Source organism: Caballeronia sp. INDeC2 (assembly GCF_023631325.1).
Lineage (GTDB): Bacteria > Pseudomonadota > Gammaproteobacteria > Burkholderiales > Burkholderiaceae > Caballeronia.
The window spans coordinates 65089-88911 of the sequence record NZ_JALQDG010000027.1; the positions used below are offsets into that span (position 1 = coordinate 65089).

Below are 23823 nucleotides of genomic sequence, written 5' to 3' on the forward strand. Positions count from 1 at the left end.
CCGCTTTAGATGAATGGATTGTCGGCAGTGCCCGACGGCGCGCTCGGTTCGTCGGGCAGCTTCGCGGGCAGCGACGCGTCGCTTTGCAGTGCTTCGATGATCGCACCGATCGCCTTCTGCAGCGCGAGTGCATTGGCGAGTCCCGCCTTGTCGCGCGCGATGGTCAGATCGCCGCTGATCGTCAGTCGCTTCACGCCGTTTTCGATGTTGATCGCGTCGCCCGCGATGTTCAACACATCCGTATCGTTCGCAAATGGCTTAAACACCTCGCAATCCTCCAATTCGTTTGTCCTTCAGTGCGTCCGGTATGCCGGGAAACGCGAGACCGCTCATCGCTTCCAGTTCGCGCACGGTTTTCATCGTGTACGTGTCCGTCGGCGTATTTTCGACCACCACCGCGAACGCGATCTGACGCTGCGGCAGATAAACCACCTTATACAGTTGCGTCGGCACGAACACGCGCGAATCGCCGATGGTCTGCAACTGACGCCCCGAAAAGAGCGGGCCGGTGACGACGAACGCTTCGCCCGATTCCTCCGTCAGCCTGCGCACCGCTTCCTCGATGCGCGCCCAGATGCGTCGATTGTTCGACGGATCCTGCGGCACGATGTTCGCGAGCGAGAACGATTCGGCCATGCCTTTCGTGCTGGCGCGATCGCCCGCGGGGCTCATGTGGCCGCGGTCGTAGCCGCTCTTCTTGTAATCGGAAAGCTGCGCGCTCTCGCCGGGCGGCAGGCGCTTTTCGACGAAGAAGCGATTGGTGCGCGTGTTGTTCTTCGCCTCATCGACACTGTTCGCGGTCAGATGTTCCGCCGACCACAGCGGTCCTTTCGTGACACCGGAGTGAAGCAACGCGAAGTCGGTGTAGCAGACTTCTTGCGTCGCCGCGCGCATCTTCGAATTGACGACGATGGGCGCGCGGCCGTTCGGACTGAACTGCGGACAGTCGCTCGCGGATACGTCAACACACACGAATGCGAGGAGCGCGGCGGCGAATGCCTTGATACGGAATGGCATGCTTGAGAAGGTCCAGACGACGATCGGGGCCGCAAGTATAAGCGCTGCGGAGCTGGCGTGGGGCGGGCGAGCGCGCGGGCGCGTGCGACTTTCAAGCGCGCTAGAATGCGTCGGCCGACGTCATCCCGAAATCGAAAAATGAATCCGTCCTTCTTTCGTTCGCTGGTGTTCTCTCTCGCGATGTCCTTCGCTTTTCACGCGCATGCCGAGGACGCCGCGCAAGCCGCCAGCAATGACGGTCCCGCCTACGGCCCCGAGTTGCAGGGCTTCGAGTATCCGTATCCGGTTGCGCAATTTGCGCTCACGTCGCAGCGTCAGGTCGTGCGCATGGCTTATATGGACGTGCATCCGTCGCATCCGAACGGCCGCACCGTTGTGCTTCTGCACGGCAAGAACTTCTGTTCGGCGACGTGGAAGCAGACCATCGAAACCTTGACCGATGCGGGCTATCGCGTGATCGCGCCGGATCAGATCGGCTTTTGCAAGTCGACCAAGCCCGCGCGATATCAGTACAGCTTCCAGCAACTCGCGCGCAACACGCATGCGCTGCTTGCGGCGCTCGGCGTATCGAAGGCGACGCTCGTCGCGCATTCGACGGGCGGCATGCTCGCGGTGCGCTATGCGCTCATGTATCCGCGTGAGACGGAGCAGCTCGTGCTCGTCAATCCGATCGGACTCGAAGACTGGAAGGCGAAAGGCGTGCCGTCGATATCCATCGACGACTGGTACGCGCGCGAGCTGAAAACGACCGCCGATGGCATTCGCCGTTACGAGACGAACACGTATTACTCGGGGCAGTGGCGCACCGAATACGAACCGTGGGTCCAGATGCTCGCGGGCATGTTTCGCGGGCCGGGGAAGGATATCGTCGCGTGGAACTCGGCTTTGCTGTACGACATGATCTACACGCAGCCCGTCGTCTACGAATTCGACCAGTTGAAGACGCCGACGCTCCTGCTCATCGGCGACAAGGACAACACCGCGATCGGCAAGGACCTCGCCCCGCCGGAGATTCGCCCGACGCTCGGCCGCTATCCCGATCTCGCGAAGCTGGCGAAGGAGCGTATCGAGGGCGCGAAGCTCGTCGAGTTTCCCGAGCTGGGCCATGCGCCGCAGATGCAGGATCCGGCCGCATTCCACAAGGCGCTGCTCGACGGCCTCGCATCGAAGTAACTCATGTCCGATCGGGCGCGCAAAACGCGCGCTCGATCGCAGGCACCTGAACCGCCAGCGTGATCCCGCGCGCCACCATGAAAAGCGTGAGCGCGAGCCACAGTCCGTGATTGCCGAGCGATCCCGCGAGCGCCCACGCGGCGAGCAGGAACACCGCGAGCGAGACGGCCATCGCTTTCATGAGTTCGTGCGTGCGGGTCGCGCCGATGAACACGCCGTCGAGCTGGAAGCCCGCCACCGATGCGAGCGGCAGTATCGACGCCCACGGCAGATAGCGCACCGCCGCCGCGTGCACGACGGCCTGATCGGTCAGCCTGCCGATGATCCATTCGCCGCTCATCCAATAGACGATGGAAAAACCCGCCGCGCCGATCGCCGACCAGAGCATCGTGATCTTCACGGCCTGCCGGAACGCGTAACGGTCGCGCGCGCCGGCAGCCGCGCCGACGAGCGCCTCGGCCGCGTGCGCGAAGCCGTCGAGCCCGAAGGACATGAAGGTCTGAAAGTTCAGCAGGACGGCGTTGGCGGCGAGGATCGCATCGCCCTCGCGCGCGCCGAGATGCGCGAACCATCCATACGAGCCCAGCAGACAGATCGTGCGGATGAAGATGTCGCGGTTGATTGCGACGAGCCGCCTGAGCGCACGCGCATCGAAAAGTGAACGCGTCACGAGCGGTGCAAGCCCGCGCGGACGCGAATGCCAGAGGATTGCGAGGCCGAGTGCGAAGCCGCAAAAATCCGCGAAGGCAGTCGCCGCGCCGATGCCCGCGATGCCCCAGTCGAAGCGATACACGAACAGCAGCACCGCGACGATGTTCACCAGATTGATGACGATCTGGGTGACGAGCGCGAGCCGCACGCGCTGGCAGCCGAGCAAAAACCCGAGCACGACGTAATTGCCGAGCGCGAACGGCGCGGCCCAGATGCGCGCGCGACAATACGCGCTCGCGGTGTCCTGCACGGCGGCGCTGCCGCCCAGCGCGACGAGCGCATAGCGGATGATCGGCACCTGCAGCGCGAGCACCGCCATGCCGATCACGAGCGCGAGCAGCAGGGCGCGCAGCACGCTCGCGCGCAACGCCTCGGCGTCGTGCGCGCCGAACGCCTGCGCGACGAGTCCTGTCGTGCCCATGCGCAGAAAGCCGAAGCCCCAGAAAACGAAGCTGAGCACGAGCCCGCCGAGCGCCACGCCGCCGAGATACTGCGGCCCGTCGAGATGCCCGGCGACGGCCGTATCGACCGCGCCGAGAATCGGTTGCGTGAGGTTGGCGAGGACGATCGGAAACGCGAGCATCAGCACGCGCTTGTGCCAGTGCACGGGCAGCGCGGTGGTGTCGGTCGAATCGTTTTGTGGGGTCGTCGGCAAAGTGTTCGGGCTGGCGGTTCTTGGCAAGGGCGTCATTGTCCGGAGCCGACGCGGACCACGCAACTTCGCGTCAGCGCCGATAATGCGCGTCATGAAAACATTCGCGCTCTATGTGGTCACGGCCATCGCCGAGATCGCCGGCTGCTATTTCCCGTATCGATGGCTCCGCGAAGGCGCCTCGCCGTGGCTCGTACTGCCCGGCGCGCTGTCGCTCGCACTCTTCGCCTGGCTGCTTACCCTGCACGACACCGCGGCGGGGCGCATCTATGCGGCGTACGGCGGCGTGTATATCGGCGTGGCGATCGCGTGGCTGTGGGCCGTCGAGCGCATCAAGCCGACGGCATGGGATGTCGCGGGCGCGGCGATCGCGCTCGTGGGCATGGGCGTGATCGCGTTTCAGCCGCGCGTCTGACGCGGATCAGGCTTCCAGCGCCAGCAACGCGAATGTCGCGAGCCAGTGCTCGCCCATGTAATCGCCCGCCACGTGCGCAATGCCCGATGCCAGATGTTCGTTCGCGGCCGCCTCGAGCACCGCGATGCGCGCGTCGCCCGCAGGCAATGCCCGCGCGATCGTGCGCTGGCACCACGCGCGGGAAAGGTTCAGGCCGTCGAGGTGCGCGAGTTTGCCGTCGCTGCGATCGGTGACGGTGGCGGGCGCGAAGAGCGTTGCCGGCTCGCGCGCGGCGATGCGCGGCAGAAACCGGTCGAACCAGCCGACAAAACGCTCGCCCGGCAGCACATGGCGCATCAGCACGGCTTCCATCAGCGACGGCGACAGGAATTCGTCGCCCGCAGGCTCCCACGCCTGGCAGCCTTCGTCCTTCTCGAACCAGCGCAAGGCCGTCTCGCTCAGCAGGCGTTCGAAGCCCGCGTCGCGCGTGGCGCGCGCGTAGCTGATCGCAAGCGTCAGCGCGAACGCCATGTTGAAGTGCGTGCCGACGCGAAGCGGATACGTCGACTTCGGCAGAAATTCGTCGAAGCGCGCGACGAATGCATCGGCGAGCGGCTGGAGTGCGCGGGCCCAGCGCGCGCCGTCGTCGGTTTGCATCGAGCGGAGTTGCGCCGCGAGCGCGAGCAGCCACGCCCAGCCGTAGGGCCGCTCGAAACCGCGCGCGGCCGGACGCTGCAGATACGCGACTTCGGCGGCGACGTTGGCATCGGTGAAATGTTCATCGATCACCGCACGGATGCGCGGCGCCTCCGGCAGGCCGGGAAGGCGATCATAGAGCCGCGCGATCAGCCAGTAGCCGTGCACGCACGAGTGCCAGTCGAAGCTGCCGTAGAAGATCGGATGCAGCGCGCGCGGGCTTTGGACATCGGCGGCGCCAGCCATCACGTGATCGAGCTTGTTCGGATATTCGCGCGTCAGGTGGCCGAGCGCGACCTGCGCGAACTTCGACGCAAGCGCGGCGTCGAGGGTAATCGGTTGATGCGGATTCATGCGTTCCTCGTCGATGGGAATCGTGGTCCCGAGACTTTATCGATATTGAGTTGGCAAAATGTATGTTCAGGGTAATTACCTAGAACGAACGGCGGAGGCATCGGCCGAGTGCATCGAAGCGCGGCATAAACCCGTCGCAACAGCGACGAATGCTTTTGCGGCAAGCCTGAGCGCGCGCCGGGCGGCATGGTCGCACACGGCGCGAGCGTGCAACTGCGCAAATTTTCGTACGACTTCCGGCCGTGTTTCGCGCGCCACGCTCGCGCGCTTTGCCCGAACCGTCGTATAAACTTGCGCCCGAACGCCGCCAAGAGCGTCCGAACCGGGGGCACGAGCCTCGGCAAACGCCATCCAGACAGTGACCAGGAGATCAGAAGCAACATGACCGACCTTCCCGCTTATACCGCAGAGGACACCCGGCGCCGCGTTTTCGCCATCGTCGGCGCCTCGTCGGGCAACCTCGTCGAGTGGTTCGACTTTTACATCTACTCGTTCCTCGCGCTGTATTTCTCGGCGGCGTTCTTTCCCGGCGGCAACCCGACGGTTCAGTTGCTGAACACCGCGGGCGTGTTCGCGGCAGGCTTCCTGATGCGCCCGATCGGCGGCTGGCTCTTCGGCCGCATCGCCGACAAGCACGGCCGCCGCAACGCGATGATGATCTCCGTGCTGATGATGTGCGGCGGCTCGCTCGTCATCACCTTTCTGCCGACTTACGCATCGATCGGCGCGTGGGCGCCGTTTCTGCTGCTGATCGCGCGGCTGTTCCAGGGTTTGTCGGTGGGCGGCGAGTACGGCACGAGCGCAACCTACATGAGTGAAGTGGCGCTGCGCGGCCGGCGCGGTTTCTTCGCGTCGTTCCAGTACGTGACGCTGATCGGCGGACAGCTCGCCGCGCTCCTCGTGCTGGTCGTGCTGCAACAGTTCCTGTCGACGGAAGAGCTGAAGGCGTGGGGCTGGCGCGTTCCGTTCTTCATCGGCGCGTGCGCGGCGCTGGTTTCGCTCTACCTGCGACGCTCGCTCGACGAAACCTCGACCGCCGAGACGCGCCATCGCAAGGAGGCGGGCACGCTCGCCGGGCTGATGCAGCACAAGGCCGCATTCATGACCGTCGTCGGCTTCACGGCGGGCGGATCGCTGATTTTCTACACGTTCACGACCTACATGCAGAAGTATCTGGTGAACACGGCGGGCATGCACGCGAAAACCGCCAGTAACGTGATGACCGCCGCGCTCTTCGTCTATATGCTGCTGCAGCCGTTGTTCGGCGCGCTGTCGGACCGCATCGGCCGCCGCGCGTCGATGCTGTGGTTCGGCGCGCTCGCGACCATCGGCACGGTGCCGCTGCTGCACGCGCTCTCCACGGTGGCGAGCCCGGTCATGGCGTTCGTGCTGGTCGTGATCGCGCTCGCGATCGTCAGCTTCTATACGTCGATCAGCGGTCTCATCAAGGCGGAGATGTTCCCGCCGGAAGTGCGCGCGTTGGGCGTCGGCCTGTCGTACGCGGTGGCCAACGCGGTGTTCGGCGGCTCGGCGGAGTATGTCGCGCTTTGGCTCAAGTCGACGGGCAGCGAATCGACGTTCTTCTGGTACGTCACGGTGATGTGCGCGATTTCGCTCGTCGTCTCCTGGCGCATGCTCGATCCGAGCAAGGAAGGCTATCTGCGCAACGAACCGTAAGGCGGGTGCCGATGCAGCCGTCGTGTCGCGTGCCTGCCATCGAGCGGCGCGCTATTGTCCGCCAGGCTTGCCGATGACGGTAGTATGGTGTTTTATGCGGTATGTGGACGGCGCACCGGCCGAGGTGCGCAACGATATTCGGGAACCGGATATGCATGCGCGCGGATCTGACGCGCGCAACGCCGATGCGCACAGTCGGGCGCGTCGGTCTGCCTGGAGCCTGTTCATGGAAGATTTCGACGAAACGCTGTTCCTTGTGTGGCGAGCCAACATGAACGTGCTGGTCGGCTCGCCGGGAGGCGCTGCGCGCCTCGCGCGCATGATGAGCTTCTCGCCGACGTTCATGAAGCTGATCGTCGCCGGTCAGCGCGATTTCAACGAGGAGTTCGTGCGCGGCATCGAGCTCGTGACCGGCCTGCCGCCGCACTGGATGGACGAGCGCCGCACCCTGGAGGAAGTCCCGCCGGACGTCCTGCGCGCAATCGACGAAGAAACCCCGATGGCCGTGTTTCGCGGCACCGCGCACCCCGCGCCGAAGCGCTCCGTGCTGCGCGGCCCGGAACCGCTGCTTTCCCAGACCGAGGCGACGCGCCGCGTCGCCGATCTCGCCCAGCAACAGGCCGAGATGAACCGCCGCGATCTGCTGTTTCGCAAGAATCGCGAGCTGCTTTCGCAGGATTTGCGCCGCCTGGAGCGCCAGCTCGGCCTGCTTCAGGTCGAAGGGATGCAGCCGAAGGTCGACGAGCTCATCGCGTCGGACCGCATGAGCGAAGCGGCAAAAGCCGATCTGACCGGACGTCTCGAACAGATCGACAAGCACGTGAAGCTCTTACATCAGCATGTCGAGAAGCTCGTCGTGCTGCTGTCGAGCCCGGACGAGCCCGAGGCGGGTGAATAACTACTTCTTCTTGCCGTCCCTCGGCGTGTCCGGCTCGGGGTGCACGGCGATCGGATCGCTTGCGGGAAAGGTTTCTTCCAGCGCTTCGTCGAGCAGATCCTCTTCGTTCTGCGGATTCGGCTGATCCTGTTTCGAACGTTCATCCCGGCTGGCTTTCTTCATGGTGCGCTCCGTGATGCGAAGTCATGGTCGATTCAATATAGCAGCCCCGATGCGCTCTCGCAGTCAGCCCTCGCGGCGGTAATCCGCGGGGCGCACGCCTGTCCACTTCCTGAACGCGCGCCGGAACGCGCTCGGCTCGGCGAAACCGAGCGCATCGGCGATCTGGGGAATCGTCTGCTGCGTGTGCGCGAGGCGCGCGATCGCGAGGTCGCGTCTCAACGCGTCCTTGATCGCCTGATAGGTCAGGCCTTCCTGCTTCAGGCGTCGCCGCAGCGTCGCCTCGGCCATATGGAGCGCCGCCGCGATGCTCTCGGCTTCGGGCCAGTCCGTCGGCGCGGTTTGCTTCAGGCGCGTCCTGATGCGTGCCGCGAGCGAATCCGGATTGCGATATTTCACGATGAAATTCGTCGGCGCGTCGCGGAGGAAGCGCTTGAGCGTCGCGGGCGTCTGCACGATGGGCAACGCCGCGCATTCCGCCGACAGATCGACGAACGAGCGCGTCTCGTTGAAACGCAGATCGTTGCAGAACATCAGGCGATATTCGTCGCTGTCGGCGGGCTCGGCGCAGCGCATATGCGCCGCCAGCACCGGAATGCGCCGCCCGACCAGCCAGCACAGCAGCCCATACACGAGGATGAAACCGGTCGCGTAGGCGAACATCGTCTTGGGCGCGCCTTTGTCGTCGAGCCAGATACGCACGTGCATATTGTCGATATCGAGCTCGAAAGTCAGCTCGTCGAGCACGAGACGCATGAAATTCGCGATGCGCCCGAGGGCCTGCGCGCCGTCGCGCGACGAAAGCGCCGCGTGGCACAGCAGCACGAAGCTGCCGCGCCGCATCGGATGCGCGTCCTGGCCGAAGAACTCGTCGTCGAGCGCGTCGGCGGTGGCGTTCCACAGCTTGCCGTACTGCACCGGCGACACGCGGGCGCGCGGCGAATCGAGCGTCGCCGGCGCGATGCCCGCCGCGGCCAGCAAATGCTCGCGCGTGACGCCGCGCGCTTCGGCGCATCGCAACGCCGCTTCGACGAGACTCACGGAAATCGAATCGCGCTCGATCTTCTTTTTGGGACTTGGGGTTGTCACTAGGTGGCCAAAGCGCTCAGTTAGCGTGATCGTTTTGGGCATCGGCTAACGTCCGGCGATTGCCTAGACTCGTGCGCTGACGGCCCATCCGCCCTTCATCGACCGACCCGGCGGCGGCCAGAAAGTGTATCCGATCGATACGGCCCGCCGCCCCAGCCCCATTCACCGAAGACGAAACATGATCGACGCATTCCTCACCGAAGAGCAGCGCATGATCCGCGACGCGGCTCGCCAGTTCGCAACCGAAGTCCTCGTGCCGAACGCGGGCCAATGGGACAAGGACGGCGCCATTCCCGATGCCGTCGTGCGGCAACTGGGCGAGCTCGGCCTGCTCGGCATGGTCGTGCCCGCCGAATTGGGCGGCACCTTCAGCGACTACACCGCCTACGCGCTCGCGATGGAAGAGATCGCCGCCGGCTGCGCGTCCTGCGCGACGTTGATGAGCGTGCACAACTCCGTCGGCTGCGGCCCGATCCTCGCCTACGGCACCGACGCGCAAAAGGCCGAATGGCTGCCGAAGCTCGCGAGCGGCGAGATCATCGGGGCGTTTTGCCTGACGGAGCCGCAGGCCGGCTCGGAAGCGAACAACCTGCGCGTGCGCGCCGTCGAGAAAGACGGCAAGTGGGTTCTCTCCGGCAGCAAGCAGTTCGTCACGAACGGCAAGCGCGCGGGCGTGGCGATCGTCTTCGCCGTCACCGATCCCGATCAGGGCAAGCGAGGCATTTCGGCCTTCATCGTGCCGACGAACACGCCCGGTTTCAACGTCGGCGCGCCGGAGCACAAGCTCGGCATCCGCGCGTCCGATACCTGTCCGATCACCTTCGACGATTGCGCGATTCCCGCCGACAATCTACTCGGCAAGCGCGGCGAGGGCCTCAAGATCGCGTTGTCGAATCTGGAAGGCGGACGCATCGGCATCGCGGCGCAGGCGCTCGGCATCGCGCGCGCGGCCTTCGACGCGGCGCGCGCTTATGCGAGAGAACGCGTGCAGTTCGGCAAGCCGATCCACGAACATCAATCGGTCGCGAACATGCTCGCCGACATGCAGACGCAGATCAACGCCGCGCGCCTCCTGATCCATCACGCGGCGCGCATGCGCACGGAAGGCATTGCCTGTCTGTCGGAGGCTTCGCAGGCGAAGTTGTATGCGTCGGAGATGGCCGAGCGTGTGTGTTCCGATGCGATCCAGATTCACGGCGGATACGGCTATCTCCAGGACTATCCGGTCGAGCGTCATTATCGCGATGCGCGCATCACGCAGATCTACGAAGGCACGAGCGAAGTGCAGCGGATGGTGATCGCACGCAACGTTTGACTCGCGCTTAAAAAACGACAGGAGACGCAATGAACGACGCCCACGCTTTCATCGAAGCACGAGACTTTCTGTTTGCTCATCGCACCGATTACGACACCGCGTATCGCGACTTCAAATGGCCGTCGCTCGATCGTTTCAACTGGGCGCTCGACTATTTCGACCCGATGGCGCGCGGCAACGATGCGCCCGCGCTGCATATCGTCGACGAAAGCGGCGGCGAGACGCGTCTTTCGTTCGCGCAGATGAGCGAGCGTTCCGCGCGCGTCGCGAATCATCTGCGTGGGCTGAACGTGAAGCGCGGCGAGCGCATCCTTTTGATGCTGCCGAACCGCGTCGAGCTTTGGGAAACGATGCTCGCCGCGATGAAGCTCGGCGCGATCGTGCTGCCCGCGACCACGCAGCTCGCGCCCGCCGATCTGCGCGATCGCATCGCGCTCGGCGGCGTGCAGCACGTGATCGTCGATACGGCCGAGACGCCGAAGTTCCATGACATCGATGTGCCCGGATTGCGCATCGCCGTGGGCGGCGCGAAGGAGGGGTGGCTCGCGTACGAAGCGGCTTACGACGCCTCGCCAGAATTCGTTTCGGATGCCGTAACGAACGCTAGCGATCCGTATTTGCTGTATTTCACGTCGGGCACGACGTCGAAGCCGAAGCTCGTCGCGCATACGCATCAGAGCTATCCGGTCGGCCATCTGTCGACGATGTACTGGATCGGCCTCCAGCCCGGCGACGTGCACTGGAACATCAGCTCGCCCGGCTGGGCCAAGCATGCGTGGAGCTGCTTCTTTGCGCCCTGGAATGCGCAGGCGTGCGTGTTTATCTACAACTTCAGCCGTTTCGATGCGGCCCGCGCGCTCGACGTGCTCGTCCGGCACGAAGTCACGACGCTCTGCGCGCCGCCGACCGTGTGGCGCATGCTCGTGCAGGAGCCGCTCGCATCGTACGACGTGAAGCTGCGCGAGATCGTCGGCGCGGGCGAGCCGCTCAATCCCGAGGTCGTCGAGCGAGTGCAGGCGGCCTGGGGCGTGCCGATCCGCGACGGCTACGGCCAGACCGAAACCACCGCGCAGATCGCGAACACGCCGGGTCAGCGGCTCGTGCCGGGCTCGATGGGCCGCCCGCTGCCGGGTTATCGCGTGACGCTTCTCGATCCGGACGGCAACGCGGCGGAGGAAGGCGAGATCGCGCTCGTGCTGGATCCGCCGCCGCTCGGCCTGATGACCGGTTACGCCGACAATCCCAAGGCCACCGAGAACGCGATGCACGGCGGTTTCTATCGCACGTCGGATGTCGCGGCGCGCGGCGCGGACGGCTACTTCGTCTATGTCGGCCGCGCGGACGACGTGTTCAAGTCGTCGGATTACCGGTTGAGCCCGTTCGAGCTGGAGAGCGTGCTGATCGAGCACGAGGCGATCGCGGAAGCGGCCGTCGTGCCGAGCCCGGATCCGCTGCGGCTGTCGGTGCCGAAGGCGTTCGTCACGCTGCGCCACGGCTATTCCATCGGGCCGGAGCTCGCCAAGAGCGTGTTCGCGTTTTCACGCGAGCGGCTCGCGCCCTACAAGCGCATTCGCCGTCTGGAATTCGCGGAATTGCCGAAGACGATTTCCGGCAAGATCCGGCGCGTCGATTTGCGCAGACAGGAAATCGCGCGCACGCAGGACGGCGCGCGCGGCGAGTTCGAGTTCTGGGAAGAGGATTTTCCGGAGCTGCGTCAGGCCAGCAAAGCCGACTAAAAAAGGAATCCCCGCGATGATCGAAGCCACGCGCGACGGCGGGACCGTCACGATTCGTCTCGCCCGTCCGCCGGCCAACGCCTTCACTGCCGATGGCCTCGCGACGTTGCAGGAAACCGTCGAAAGCCTCGACCGCGATGCGAACGTGCGCGCGATCGTCGTGACGGGCACAGGCCCGAAGTTCTTCAGCGCCGTGGCTGAAATTCTTCATCGACGAATATCGGCTCGATTTCACGGTGCATCGTTTTGCGAAGCCCGTGATCGCGCTGATGGACGGCATCGTGATGGGCGGCGGCATGGGGCTCGCGCAGGGCGCGGCACTGCGCATCGCGACCGAGCGTACGCGCATGGCGATGCCCGAGACGCGCATCGGCCTGTTGCCCGATGTCGGCGCGACGCATTTTCTGCGCGTGCTGCCGCGCGATCTCGCGCTTTACGTCGGCCTGACGGGCGCGCGTCTTTCAGGCGCCGATGCGACGCGCGCCGGACTCGCGGACGAATGCGTGCCGTCGGCATGGCTGCGCGGTTTCATCGAACGCCTCGAAACGATGCGCTGGGACGATGCGCAGGACGCAATGACGCAATTGAAGCGCGTGTTCGTGCCGGCCGCGAACATCGAACGTCACGCGCCGCTCGGCGATATCCGCGCGCACATCAAGCGCCATTTCGGCGTGTGCGCAACGGGCGGCGTGGAGCGCATTGCCGCGTCGCTCTCGACGGACGATTCGGACTGGGCGCGCGCGACGCTCGCCACGCTCGAAAGCCATTCGCCGACGATGCTCGAAGTGACGTGTCACGCGCTCTTGCGCGGCCGTCAGATGACGCTTGCGGATTGCTTTCGCATGGAGTTGGGCGTCGTGTACCGCGCAATCGACGACGGCGATTTCATCGAAGGCGTGCGCGCGCTCATCATCGACAAGGACGAGCGGCCGCGTTTCGCGCCGACCACGCTCGCGCAGGTGCGGGCGGAGCGCGTGCAGCACTTTCTCTCGTCGCCGTGGCGCAAGGAGATGCATCCGCTCGCGGACTTGGGGCGCGTGATCTCCTGACGAAATCGCAAGCAAATGTTTCCGCGGCGAACCGGCGAAATGGCCGATGGTCGAACCGGGCTTATCGATCATCGGACAATTCAAGAGGGGAACCGACCATGCCGAACCGTACGTCACGGATCGCAGTTTTGTCGGCCGGCATCGCATTCGCGTTGATCGCACCGGCTGCATCGTATGCACAACTCAATCTCCAGCAGTTCGGCTTCGGCAGCGGCAAGGCCGATGTGGCGGCGGGCGCGAACGGCGCGGCGCAGCCTTCCGCGCTGAACTCGCTCGTGCAGGGCTATCTCGGCGCGAACCAGCAAGTGCTCTCGGGGCAATCGAATCTCGCATCGGCGATGGGCATGTCGAGCGTCGCGAGCCAGGCGCAATCGGCGGCGGGTCTGCTGTCGGGCGCATCCGGCGGCAGCGGCGTACCGAGCACGAGCGTGCTGTCGCAACTCGGCGGCACGCAGCAGAGCGTGTCGCAATCGTTGATGCAGGCGTTATCGAACGGCGCCACGCCGCCAGCGACGGCCGCGAGCAAGCAAAGTTTCAGCGACGGCCTCGCCTCGCTCGGGCAGGGCGTGAAGCAGTACGCCGGTCTGCAATCGAATCTCGGCTCGGTGACGAATTCGATGAACATGTCATCGTTGCTGCAGGCGGGTTCGAATCCGGCGACCGCGCAGGCCGCGAGCTATATCGCGCAATCCGCGCCGGGACAGTTGCAATCGCTGGTGCAGACGCTCACGCAAGCGGTTCAGTACGCGAAGACCAACGGCATCTCGGTGCCGTCCGTGGCTTCATCGGCATTGAGCGGCGTGAAGTGACGCGTGTTTGACGCGCAAAAAGAAAAGCGGCGGGCTCGTTACAGCGCCACGCCGCTTTTTCGTTCGATTGCGCAGGGTGATTCGCTTCAGTGCGTGGCCGCCTGGCGCATCACGAGACGCCTGAGCAGGGGCAGCGCTTGCGGTCGCCGTGTTTTCGGCGCGAGAGGCGGCAGATACGAGATATCGGCGACATCCGCGAGCTGTTGCGTGAGCGGGTCCGGGTCGAGCACTTCGAGCGCGGGCGGCTCGACCGGCTCCGCGTTGACGTGCTCCGGCTTGTCGACCGTGATGCCGAGCGAATGACGGACGTCCACGCCGCGAATGTGCGTCTTGTAACCGGCGTCGGCCAACAGGCGCTCGCGCGATTTCCAGAACTCGACCCCGGACGGCGTCATGGGATGCATCGACACATATTCGATGACGATCTCGTAGCCGCGGACTTTCGGATAATTCAACAGCAATTTTCCCGAACGAATGTAACGGATATAGCGGTCGATCTTCTTCGTGAGCAAATCCTGATGCTCCTTTTCATCGCGCCAGTCGAGATCATCGAAGAGTCCGACATATACGCGCCTGAAAAGAATATTCACTCCGATGTAGTCGACGGCGTCCACGTCACGCAAAGACATGGTCAATCCCCTGCGCCCTCAAACGGGCAAATAGCAATGGAATGCATTGTAACGGAAAGCCATCGTTGAATAATCGCGAAACACCCTATTAACTCGGATGAAATCTCATTTTCGTAAGAATCCGAATTCTCAATTTAAGCCAAATCCGCTTGTTGAGAACAAAATTAACAAAGCGTGAATATATTCATCAATTAGGCCTGTCTCCTCTATGCATCGCGAGATCCGGTGTGGACGGGGCTTTCGCGATTTCTTCGTTACTCATCGCCTCGACTTGCGGGAGCGGCGGCTGTTCGTTGATCCACGCGTTCAGAATCGTCGATGTCACCGCAAGTATTACAGGGCCGATAAATAATCCGACTATTCCGAATGCAAACATGCCGCCGAGCACGCCGGAAAGAATAAGCAGCATCGACAGATTCACGCCGCGCTTGATGAGCAGCGGCCGCAGGAAGTTGTCGAGCATCGCGATCATGATCGACCACACGAGCAGCAGCGACGCGGCAACATGCGAGCCGTGCCAGAAAAGGAACGCGACGCCGCCGAGCAGCGGCAGCAGCGGGCCGATCTGCGCGAGGCACAGCATCAGCATGACGGCCGTGATGATGCCCGCGGCCGGCACGCCCGCGACCGCGAGCCCGATGCCGCCGAGCGCGGACTGCGTGACCGCCGTCACGACGATGCCGAGCGCCACCGCGCGGATCGCGAGGCCGGCGAGCTTGACGGCTTCCGCGCCACGCTGCGCGGCGATGCGCGTCGCGAAGCGCGTGACGAAGCGTCCGGCCGCCTCGCCGTTCATGTACAGGATCCCGGCGATGATGATGGTGATGACCATGTGCATCACGAACACGCCGACGACGGCCGCATGCGACAGCATCCAGCGCGCGGCGATGGTCACGTAGGGCTCGAGCTTCGCGAGCAGGCCGCCGGGGCCGGCATCGGAGAGCGACTGCCATTCGTGCGCGATGCGCGCGCCCGCGAGCGGAATGTCGTGGACCCAGCCGGGCGGCGGCGGCAGCGCGTAGGACGGCAGGCTCTTGATTGCCGCCATGATCTCGCCGCCATGCAGCGCGAGCGTCGAAATGGCTTGGTAGAGCGGCAGCACGATGACGATCAGGAGAATCAGCAGCATCACGGTCGTCGCGATCCAGCGGCGGTTCCCGCAGCGGCGCTGCACGGCGCGCATGAGCGGCCAGGTCGCGACGACGATCGTCGTCGCCCAGATGAGCCCCGGCAGGAACGGGCGCAGGACGTAGAGGCTGCCGACCGTGAGCGCGGTCAGGATCGTGATGATGAGCAGGATGCGCGCGATATCCACCGGCTGGCGTGGATTCGGGTTCGGCTGCCCGTTGTACGGGATTGGCATGGTGCGTCCGGATGAAAGTGATGATCGATGCGGCGCCCGGATACGGACACGGCGCGCAACGAGAGATGAACAAGCGATAAGCGAAAGCCGGCGATCCGGCAAGCCGCTTCGGCGTAACGGGCGCAATCATAACGGCACTCAATCCATACTACTAAAAATCCGCGCGCGCCTGACCCTGAGATACCCTTCGTTCGCTGCGTGACGCATCGAACGCAGTCTTTGCAGGAAATCTGGCAATGCGTTCTTTAATTGCCTATTCTTTTTTGCGGGCGCCGAAGAGGGCACGCAATGCTCCGCCGCGCACCACGAGGACGACACAAGAACGATTTGGGAGACTGACATGGCCGGTTTTTCCCGTACCTCGGTCGTTGCGCTCATCGTTGCCTGCGGCGCTTTCGGAATCGTGACATCGCACGAAGCCTCGGCCGCCGACGAAATCCAGAACGCCAACACGACGCAAGCATCGCCGGTTCCGGTTTCTCTGCGACCCATCTCGCAGCAGCAACTCGACGGCGCCGCGGGCGATAGCGCCTCCTGGCTGCATTCGAACGGATCGTATGCCGAAACGCGCTATGCGCCCGCCACGCAGATCAACACGTCGAACGTGGCGAAGCTCAAGCCCGCGTTCATCTTCCAGACGGCGGTGATGGAGTCGATGGAAACCGCGCCGATCGTCTCGAACGGCGTGATGTTCCTCACCACGTCGTACAACCACGTCTATGCGATCGACGCGGTGACGGGCAAGGAGTTCTGGCATTACAAGCACAAGATGGGTCCGGTCACGACCTTCTGCTGCGGCCCGAACAATCGCGGCGTGGCGATCTCGGGCAACCGGCTCTTCATGGGCACGCTCGATTCGAAGCTCGTCGCGCTCGACGCGAAGTCGGGCAACGTGCTGTGGTCGACGCAGATCGCCGATCCGGAAGAAGGCTATTCGGAGACGATGGCGCCCGTCGTCGTCGACGACAAGGTGTTGATCGGAACGAACGGCGGCGAGTACGGCATACGCGGTTTCGTGAAGGCGTTCGATGCGAATTCCGGCCAGTTGCTGTGGACGTTCTACACGATTCCCGACACGGGCAGCGAAGGCGTATGGGCGGAGAACGACGCGGTTGGCCGCAACATGAAGCGCGACATCGCGGCCGAGAAGAAGACGCTCGCGGAGAAGGGCGGAGACTTCAACAAGACGCTCGGCGGCGGGGTGTGGATGGCGCCCGCGATCGATCGCCAGACGCGCACGGTGTACTTCGTGGTCGGCAATCCGTCGCCGGACCTCTATGGCGCGATTCGCCCCGGCGACAATCTCTATACGGATTCGCTCGTCGCGATCGATCTCGATAGCGGCAAGTACAAGTGGCATTTCCAGTACATCGCGCATGACGTATGGGATCTCGATGCGGTGAGCCCGCCGATTCTCATCGACGTGAAGGACAAGAACGGGCAGATGATCCCGGGCATCATCCACGGCGGCAAGACCGGCTTCGTCTACGTGCACGATCGCCGCGACGGACGGCTCATCCGCGTTTCCGACGCGATGATTCCGCAGGAAGGCGTATGGACCCTGCCGACGCCGACCGGCGCACGCATGCTGCCCGGCGCGAACGGCGGCGTCGAATGGTCGCCGATGGCGTTCAGCCCGAAGACGCGCATGGCCTACGCGGCGAACCTGCATCAGCCGATGACGTATCAGGTCGAGGAAGCGGCGTATCCCGGCGGCAAGCTGTGGCTCGGCGGCGCGTTCAAGACGATTCCGTCCGAGCAGCAATGGGGCAGGCTCGTCGCGGTGAATGTCGATACCGGCAAGATCGCATGGGGTTACAAGACCGATCAGCCGTTGATCGGCGGCGTGCTCGCGACCGCGGGCGGCATCGTATTCAACGGCGAAGGCAACGGGCTCTTCCGTGCCTTCGACGCCGCCACCGGCCGCAAGCTCTGGGAGTTCCAGTGCGGCGCGGGCGTCAACGCGCCGGCGGTGTCCTACATGGTGAACGGCAAGCAATACATCGCGGTCGCGGCGGGCGGCAATACGCAGCTCGACTTCAAGCGCGGCAACAGCCTGCTCGTGTTTGCGCTGCCCTGATGCGAACGCGCGCGAAACGTGTGCGGGTCTGGCTCGTCTACGTGCTATGGATCGTCGCGTGTCTGCTGCTGTCGCTGCCTTCGCTGTCTCGCGCAGATGCGCAGGCGGCCGCCACGAAGGCTGCCGTCTGCACGTCGTGTCACGGTCTCGGCGGCAACTCGACGACGGGCGATTATCCGTCGCTCGCGGGGCAGACATCGCGCTATCTCTATCTGCAACTGCGCGACTTCAAGGCGGGACGCCGCAGCGATCCGCGCATGTCGCCGATGGCCGCGAATCTCACCCCCGACGACATGCACGATCTCGCCGATTACTTCGCCGCGCAAAAGCCGATCGCCACGGACTTCAAGGCGGATCCGGTCAAAGTCGAGGCGGGCAGGAAGAAGTCCGAAGAGATTCTCTGCACGATGTGTCACCTCGGCGGCTTTTCCGGGCAGAACGAAATTCCGCGCATCGCGGGGCAGCAGTATCCGTACATCGTGAAGCAGTTGCAGGACTTCCGCGACAAGAAGCGCACCAACGACGCGGGCAACATGACGAGCGTGTCGAAGAACCTCACGGACGCGGACATCGAGAACCTGGCGAACTACATCGCGAATCTGCAATGACGCTTCACGAAGGCTCATAACGATGACAAGAATCCTTCGCTTGCTGACACTCGCTTTGGCGATGACTTGCGCGGGCGCGCTCGCCGATGCCCAGCAAGACCCCTACACGCTCAACGAACGCCTGCTTTCCGCGACCCGTGACGGCGATCAGGCAGCCGTCGCGCGTCTCATCGACGAAGGCGCGTCGATCGATTCACGCAACCGCATCGGTGACACGCCGCTTATCAGCGCATGCAAGAAAGGCCTGACGCCGATGGCGCGCATGCTGATCGAGCGCGGCGCGAACGTGAGCCAGGCGGACGTGCAGGGCATCACGCCGTTGATGGCCGCGGCCTTCGACGGCAACGAGGAAATCGCCGCGCTGCTTCTCGCGCATCATGCGGATGTCGCCGCGAGCGACCGCGTCGGCAAGACCGCGATCGAGTATGCGGCCGGGCGCGGGCACACGGCCATTGTGCAGCGTCTGCTCGATGCGGGCGTCGATGTGAACGCGGCGTATCGCAATCACCTCACGGCGCTGATGTGGGCGGCGGGCTACGATCAGGCAGAGACCGCGTCGATGCTGCTCGCGCGCGGCGCGAAACGCGATCTGCGCGACGATCGCGGCATGACCGCGAAGGACATCGCCGAGCAGACGCATTCGACGCGCGTCGTTGAATTGCTGTCGAGAGGCTAAGTTTTCAGTATTCGTTGTGCCAACGGTCGCGCACTGCCATCCGGAAACAGCGTCGCGCCGACGCGCTGCGGATCGATGCCGAAGGTTTCGCCCGCCGCGCTCGCGATAACGGCGTCCAGTCCGATCGTCGGCTTCAGATCGCGCGCCTGATACAGCGACGCATTCGCGAGTCCCGGCCAGTCCGCGAGCACGCGCCCGCCCGTCACCGAACCGCCGACGATCATCGCCGCCGACGCGGTGCCGTGATCCGTGCCGCCCGTGCCGTTCGCCGCCGCGGTGCGGCCGAATTCGGTCGCGACGAGCACCGTCGTGTTCGCCCAGTGTTCGCCGAGCCCGTCGCGCAGGGCGGCGAGCATCGTGTCGAGCGCCTTCAGTTGCGCGGCGAGACGCGGATTCTGCGCGCTGTGCGTGTCCCAGCCGCCGGTCTCGATCATCGCGATGCGCGGGCCGTCGGGCTTGCCGAGAAAGCTCGCCGCGAGCTTGCCGAGGCTCGCCGGATCCTGACGCGCGCCCGCGTCGGCGGCGAGGCCGCGCGCCTGCATCGCGGCGTCCCAGAGCGGATGAAGCTGAGCATCGCCTGCATAGAGTTGCGAGACGCGCGTGATGAGATCGTCGGGCGCCTGCGGCAACGACGACGGCGCATACGAGGTCACTTCGGCGCGTCCGCGCAGCGCGAGCGGCACGGTCGGCGCGAACGCGACGGCGTCGGCGCGCGGCGCGGGCAGCATCGACAGAAGGCGGTTCATCCAGCCGTCCTTTAGCCGATACGGCGCATTGCCGCCCGTTTCGAGCACGTTCTGGCCGTCGAAGTGCGAGCGCTCGCGATACGGCGACGCCACCGCGTGCACGAAGAGCGCCTGCTTGTCGCGATACATCTGGGCGACCTGCGTCATCGACGGATGCAGGGCGAACGTGCCGTCGAGTTTCGTCGTGGCCGATGCGTCGATCGCGAGCGGCCCGCGCAGCGTCGCGTAGGCGGGATCGCCATGAGGCACGACGATGTTCAGCCCGTCCGCCGCGCCGCGCTGGATCACGAAGACGAAGCGCCGGTCGGTCTCGGCGGATGCGAACACGATTTGCGGCGCAACGAGCATCGCGCTTGCGCACCACAGGAATTGGCGACGCGTCAGCATGGGTTCATCTCCTCAGAAAATCGGGCGACACGAGCAGGAGGGCGAGCGCGGTCGGCGCGCTTTCGGCGCGTGAGACGGCATTCGCGGTCGCATCCGACAGCGCGCCGGGCAGCAGTTGCGGACCGAGCGTTCGAGCGTCGAGCCGGTCGCCCGCGCGCGCCGCGAAACGCTGCGCGAGCTCGACGCGGCGCACCAGCGCATCGGGCGCGGCCCAGCTTGCGGCGATATCGTCGTAACCGGCGGGCGAGCCGGGACGCCAGACCTGCTGACCGAGCTGCGTGAAAAGCGGCGCGGCGCGCATGCCTTGCAGGTCGATGCGGCCGAGACCGCGCAGCGACGACACCGTCCAGTCCCACGGCGTCTTGAACTTGGCGGGCGCGCTCGGCCACGCTTCGGGCGCTTCGATCAGCGCGCGATAAACCGAAGGCAGATCCCCGCCCGTATCGCCGAAGACGCCCGCGAGTCTGTCGACGAGCGCGGGCGGCGGCGTATCCGCGACGAAGTGGCGGGCGAGCTTTTCCGCGATGTGACGCGCGGTCGCGGGCGAATTCACGAGATCGTGCAGCATGGCGAGCGGCTGCGCCTCGCCCGTCTGCGCGTACTGCTTGCCCATCACGGTGCGCACGCCCGGCTCATGCAGACGCGGACGAAACACGAACGCGCCGGGCGGCGTCGGATCGGCGGGATTATTCGAGGCGTTCGCCGTCATCGCGCCGAGGCTCCAGCCGGTGAGTGCGCGGGCGAACTCGGTCACGTCGGTTTGCGTGTAGCCGCTGCGCACGCCGAGCGTATGCAGCTCCATGATCTCGCGCGCGAGGTTTTCGTTGAGGCCGCGTTTGTTGCCGGGATTGCGCATCGCGGCGCGCGAGGCGGCGGGGCTCTCGGGGCCGACCGAGCGCGCCTGATCGAGAAAGATCTGCATCGCCGGATGCCGCTCGGCCGCGATCAGCATGTCCTCGAAGCGCCCGAGAACGTGCGGGCGGATCGCTTCGTTCTCGAACGATCCGGCGAGCATCGCGACCGGCGGCTTTTCGATCGACACGGCGAAGTGGTTCGCCCAGAAATGCACGAGACGTTCGATGAACGGCGTGCCCGTCGTGAGCGCGCTCGTCACGCGGGCATCGACGGCATTGCGGTAGATGTCGCGGATCTGCTCGCCGTATTGCTTGCGCACGGCGGGTTTGTCGGCGTCGGTCGCATCGCGCAGCGCGCGCTGGCGATCGGCGAACTGGGCGGCGAGCGCGGCGCTCGACGGTTGGCTGGCCAGCGCGGGCGGCATCGGCTGATAGGCGCTCGTGCGCAAATCGGCCTGCTCGATGAGCCAGCCGCGCGGATCGGCGGGCAGCGGCTCGCCCGGACGCGCGCCGAGCCCGAAGCGGTTCACCGCGATGGCGGCAGGCGAGAGTTGCGGTGCGATGGCCATGACGTGCTCCGAAGTGCTCGATGCGGGTTGAACGCCTGCGCGGAGTAGATCTGTCGCTTGATGTTGCGGCGAAACATTGAACGGAGTGGCGGCGCGATGTCCGTCGCTTGTCCGGCGGCGAATTTTGCAACCGGCTCTTACGCGAACGCGTCGATGCCAACGACCAGACGTTGAGCGAGACGCGGCTGCCGCAACTGCTCCGTCCACCATTGCAGCGCGCGGCCTTCCTGATCGCCGCGCCATGCGACGTACAGCACGTTCGGCTCGCGCGGATCGGCGGTTTCCTTTTCAACGAGCTCGCCGCGCGCAAGCAACGTTTCCACGCGATGCCGCGGCACCCAGCCCGTGCCGAGCCCTTGCCGCTGCGCGAGGATTTTCGCGCGCATGGTCGGCACGGCGAACGCGGCCTGGCCGCCGAGCACGCCGTACGCGCGGCCCGCCGAGCGCGACGAATCCGCGACCACGACCGCCCGATGCGCCGCGATCTGGTCGCGCTTAAGCGGCCCGCTCATCGACGCGAGCGGATGGCGCGGCGACACCGCGAACACCCACTGCATCACGCCGAGCTCGAACCAGCGCAGACCGGGAATCGCCGGCGGCTCGTTGGTCGCGCCGACGATCAGATCCGCGCGGCCGTCGCGCAACGCTTCCCAGGTCCCGCTCAGCACTTCGTGCGTGATGCGCAGCGCGACGCCGGAATCGAGCGCGTCGAACGCCTGCACGACCGGCAACAGCGTCTCGAATTCGAGGATCTCGTCGCAGACGATCCACAGCCGGTCTTCCCAGCCGCTCGCGATCTGCTTCACGCGCTGCGCGAGGCGCGACACGTCGAGCATCAGGCGCGATGCCTCATCGGCGAGAAGATGGCCGGCCGGCGTCAGTTGCAGACGATAGCGGCGCCGGTCGAAAAGCAGCGCGTCGAAGCGCGTTTCCAGTTGACGCGCCGCGTGCGAGACCGTCGACGGCGCCTTGCCGAGGCGCGCCGCCGCGCGCGAAAGGCTGCCGGTTTCGCGGATCGCGTCGAGCAGCGAGAGTTCTTCCTCTGACAACATGTTCGACTCCATCGAACGAGTGCATCGTCCGGATCGTACGGCAAAAACGGCGTGGCGGAGCAACATGAGCGTCATCGGGACAAACCCAACTTTCGACGGAGCTGAACGATGAACGCCTTCCTGCACACGATACGCCGCGCCGCCGGCGTGCTTCTCGCCGCCGCCGCGCTGCAACCGGTCGCCTATGCCGCAAACACGCCGCGCGCGCCTCGGACGGCCGCCGCCGCGAGCGCGATCCAGTCCCGCACGATCGATGCGAACGGCGTCGACATTCACTATCTGCAAGCCGGCCAGGGCGACGCGACGCCCGTCGTGCTGCTGCACGGCTATACGGAAACGAGCCGCATGTGGCAGCCGCTGATGACGCGTCTCGCGGGCGAACGCGTTGTCATCGCGCCCGATCTGCCGGGCGCGGGCGGCTCGGCGATGCCCGCTTCCGGCTACGACAAGAAAACGCTCGCGCAAGACGTTCACGCAATGGTCCAAAAGCTCGGTTATCGCAAGATAAAGCTCGTCGGACACGACATCGGGCTGATGGTCGCGTACGCGTACGCGGCGCAATATCCCGACGAAGTGGAAAGCATCGTGCTGATGGACGCGTTCCTGCCCGGCGTCGGCGACTGGCAGAAAGTCTGGCTCCTGCGCGACAAATGGCACTTCAACTTCTACGGCGACACGCCGGAGAAACTCGTGCGCGGCCGCGAGCGCATCTTCTTCGAGCACTTCTGGAACGACTTCGCCGCCGATCCCGCGCATTCGGTGAGCGAGGCGGATCGCCGTTACTATTCGGCGCAGTACGCGCGCAACGGCCGCATGCGCGCCGGCTTCGAGTATTTCCATGCGTTCCCGCAGGACGCGAACGATTTCGCCGCCTTCGCGAAAACGCCGCTCGCAATGCCGATGCTCGTGCTCACCGGCGAACGCGCGTCGGGCACGTTCCTGATCGATCAGGCGAAGCTTGTCGCGACGAACGTGCAGGGCGTGGTCGTGCCGGGCGCGGGCCACTGGCTGATGGAAGAAGCGCCGGACGCGACGATGGCGCAACTCGTGCGCTTCATCGACGCGCCTTCGTCCAACTGAGATGCATCGAGGCCGCGGCGCGCGTCTTGCGCAGCGGCACGCAAGGAGAA

The 23823-nt window shown here is 65.1% G+C and carries 22 protein-coding genes and 2 pseudogenes; 13 read left to right on the top strand and 11 right to left on the bottom strand.

The window, feature by feature from the left end:
* Window positions 1-5: 5 nt before the first annotated feature.
* Together NCS28_RS15870 and NCS28_RS15875 are read right to left on the bottom strand one after the other, a co-directional pair.
* The gene (locus NCS28_RS15870) at window positions 6-266 is read right to left on the bottom strand and encodes a hypothetical protein (protein ID WP_250514708.1); all 261 of its coding nucleotides are present in this window, start codon (window positions 264-266) and stop codon (window positions 6-8) included.
* Window positions 259-1017, bottom strand: coding sequence for a DNA/RNA non-specific endonuclease (locus NCS28_RS15875; protein WP_250514709.1), 759 nt, complete (start codon window positions 1015-1017; stop codon window positions 259-261). Before NCS28_RS15875 ends, NCS28_RS15870 begins: the two co-directional genes overlap by 8 nt.
* 180 nt (window positions 1018-1197) lie before the next feature.
* On the opposite strand from NCS28_RS15875, the gene NCS28_RS15880 reads away from it, so the two are divergent.
* Window positions 1198-2190 (top strand): alpha/beta fold hydrolase, encoded by a 993-nt coding sequence (locus NCS28_RS15880; RefSeq protein WP_250515028.1) that lies wholly within the window; start codon window positions 1198-1200, stop codon window positions 2188-2190.
* Between the two features lies 1 nt (window position 2191).
* Here the strand turns inward: NCS28_RS15880 and NCS28_RS15885 are convergent, their stop codons facing one another.
* The gene (locus NCS28_RS15885) at window positions 2192-3484 is read right to left on the bottom strand and encodes an MATE family efflux transporter (RefSeq protein ID WP_250515029.1); all 1293 of its coding nucleotides are present in this window, start codon (window positions 3482-3484) and stop codon (window positions 2192-2194) included.
* A gap of 163 nt (window positions 3485-3647) precedes the next feature.
* On the opposite strand from NCS28_RS15885, the gene NCS28_RS15890 reads away from it, so the two are divergent.
* Entirely contained in the window at window positions 3648-3968 is a 321-nt protein-coding gene (locus NCS28_RS15890) for a YnfA family protein (RefSeq protein ID WP_250514710.1), read from the top strand.
* A 6-nt stretch (window positions 3969-3974) separates the two neighbouring features.
* Here the strand turns inward: NCS28_RS15890 and NCS28_RS15895 are convergent, their stop codons facing one another.
* Entirely contained in the window at window positions 3975-4997 is a 1023-nt protein-coding gene (locus NCS28_RS15895) for a DUF2891 domain-containing protein (RefSeq protein ID WP_250514711.1), read from the bottom strand.
* Window positions 4998-5378: 381 nt separating this feature from the next.
* Here NCS28_RS15895 and NCS28_RS15900 point away from each other — a divergent pair, with 381 nt between their 5' ends.
* Together NCS28_RS15900 and NCS28_RS15905 are read left to right on the top strand one after the other, a co-directional pair.
* Window positions 5379-6674 carry an MFS family transporter gene (locus tag NCS28_RS15900; protein WP_250514712.1) on the top strand — a complete coding sequence of 432 codons (1296 nt, stop codon included), beginning with the start codon at window positions 5379-5381 and terminating at the stop codon, window positions 6672-6674.
* Between the two features lie 226 nt (window positions 6675-6900).
* The gene (locus NCS28_RS15905) at window positions 6901-7572 is read left to right on the top strand and encodes a hypothetical protein (RefSeq protein WP_250514713.1); all 672 of its coding nucleotides are present in this window, start codon (window positions 6901-6903) and stop codon (window positions 7570-7572) included.
* Here the strand turns inward: NCS28_RS15905 and NCS28_RS15910 are convergent, their stop codons facing one another.
* Together NCS28_RS15910 and NCS28_RS15915 are read right to left on the bottom strand one after the other, a co-directional pair.
* Complete coding sequence (locus NCS28_RS15910; protein ID WP_250514714.1) at window positions 7573-7734, bottom strand: hypothetical protein; 162 nt, start codon at window positions 7732-7734, stop codon at window positions 7573-7575.
* A gap of 63 nt (window positions 7735-7797) precedes the next feature.
* Complete coding sequence (locus NCS28_RS15915) at window positions 7798-8820, bottom strand: AraC family transcriptional regulator (RefSeq protein WP_250514715.1); 1023 nt, start codon at window positions 8818-8820, stop codon at window positions 7798-7800.
* Window positions 8821-9001: 181 nt separating this feature from the next.
* Between NCS28_RS15915 and NCS28_RS15920 the strand changes: the two genes are divergently transcribed.
* The 5 genes and pseudogenes from NCS28_RS15920 to NCS28_RS15935 all read left to right on the top strand — a co-directional run.
* A complete protein-coding gene (locus NCS28_RS15920) occupies window positions 9002-10135 on the top strand; it encodes an acyl-CoA dehydrogenase family protein (protein WP_250515030.1) in 1134 nt (377 codons plus the stop codon).
* Window positions 10136-10164: 29 nt separating this feature from the next.
* Entirely contained in the window at window positions 10165-11871 is a 1707-nt protein-coding gene (locus NCS28_RS15925; RefSeq protein WP_250514716.1) for an AMP-binding protein, read from the top strand.
* Between the two features lie 16 nt (window positions 11872-11887).
* A pseudogene (locus NCS28_RS33355) lies at window positions 11888-12016 on the top strand (enoyl-CoA hydratase); the annotation flags it as partial.
* A gap of 91 nt (window positions 12017-12107) precedes the next feature.
* Window positions 12108-12920, top strand: coding sequence for an enoyl-CoA hydratase/isomerase family protein (locus NCS28_RS15930; protein WP_350029795.1), 813 nt, complete (start codon window positions 12108-12110; stop codon window positions 12918-12920).
* A gap of 98 nt (window positions 12921-13018) precedes the next feature.
* Window positions 13019-13729, top strand: a pseudogene (locus NCS28_RS15935) (hypothetical protein); the annotation flags it as partial.
* 86 nt (window positions 13730-13815) lie between these two features.
* On the opposite strand, the gene NCS28_RS15940 reads toward NCS28_RS15935, so the two are convergent.
* Window positions 13816-14358, bottom strand: coding sequence for a DUF6572 domain-containing protein (locus NCS28_RS15940; RefSeq protein ID WP_250514718.1), 543 nt, complete (start codon window positions 14356-14358; stop codon window positions 13816-13818).
* A gap of 187 nt (window positions 14359-14545) precedes the next feature.
* The gene (ydiK, locus tag NCS28_RS15945) at window positions 14546-15721 is read right to left on the bottom strand and encodes an AI-2E family transporter YdiK (RefSeq protein WP_250514719.1); all 1176 of its coding nucleotides are present in this window, start codon (window positions 15719-15721) and stop codon (window positions 14546-14548) included.
* Between the two features lie 340 nt (window positions 15722-16061).
* Between ydiK and NCS28_RS15950 the strand changes: the two genes are divergently transcribed.
* Genes NCS28_RS15950 through NCS28_RS15960 form a run of 3 tightly spaced genes read left to right on the top strand, consistent with a single transcriptional unit; the run spans window position 16062 to window position 19085 of the window.
* Window positions 16062-17801 (top strand): pyrroloquinoline quinone-dependent dehydrogenase, encoded by a 1740-nt coding sequence (locus NCS28_RS15950; protein ID WP_250514720.1) that lies wholly within the window; start codon window positions 16062-16064, stop codon window positions 17799-17801.
* Complete coding sequence (locus tag NCS28_RS15955) at window positions 17801-18409, top strand: c-type cytochrome (RefSeq protein WP_250514721.1); 609 nt, start codon at window positions 17801-17803, stop codon at window positions 18407-18409. Before NCS28_RS15950 ends, NCS28_RS15955 begins: the two co-directional genes overlap by 1 nt.
* Before the next feature lie 22 nt (window positions 18410-18431).
* Window positions 18432-19085 (top strand): ankyrin repeat domain-containing protein, encoded by a 654-nt coding sequence (locus NCS28_RS15960; protein WP_250514722.1) that lies wholly within the window; start codon window positions 18432-18434, stop codon window positions 19083-19085.
* Here NCS28_RS15960 and NCS28_RS15965 read toward each other — a convergent pair.
* From NCS28_RS15965 to NCS28_RS15975, 3 genes are all read right to left on the bottom strand, one after another.
* Entirely contained in the window at window positions 19082-20218 is a 1137-nt protein-coding gene (locus NCS28_RS15965; protein ID WP_250514723.1) for a DUF1501 domain-containing protein, read from the bottom strand. The genes NCS28_RS15960 and NCS28_RS15965 overlap by 4 nt on opposite strands.
* A gap of 4 nt (window positions 20219-20222) precedes the next feature.
* On the bottom strand, window positions 20223-21641 hold the full coding sequence (locus NCS28_RS15970; protein ID WP_250514724.1) for a DUF1800 domain-containing protein: 1419 nt from the start codon (window positions 21639-21641) through the stop codon (window positions 20223-20225).
* 137 nt (window positions 21642-21778) lie between these two features.
* Entirely contained in the window at window positions 21779-22693 is a 915-nt protein-coding gene (locus NCS28_RS15975; RefSeq protein ID WP_250514725.1) for a LysR family transcriptional regulator, read from the bottom strand.
* Between the two features lie 108 nt (window positions 22694-22801).
* On the opposite strand from NCS28_RS15975, the gene NCS28_RS15980 reads away from it, so the two are divergent.
* On the top strand, window positions 22802-23773 hold the full coding sequence (locus tag NCS28_RS15980; protein WP_250514726.1) for an alpha/beta fold hydrolase: 972 nt from the start codon (window positions 22802-22804) through the stop codon (window positions 23771-23773).
* The last annotated feature ends 50 nt before the right edge of the window (window positions 23774-23823 follow it).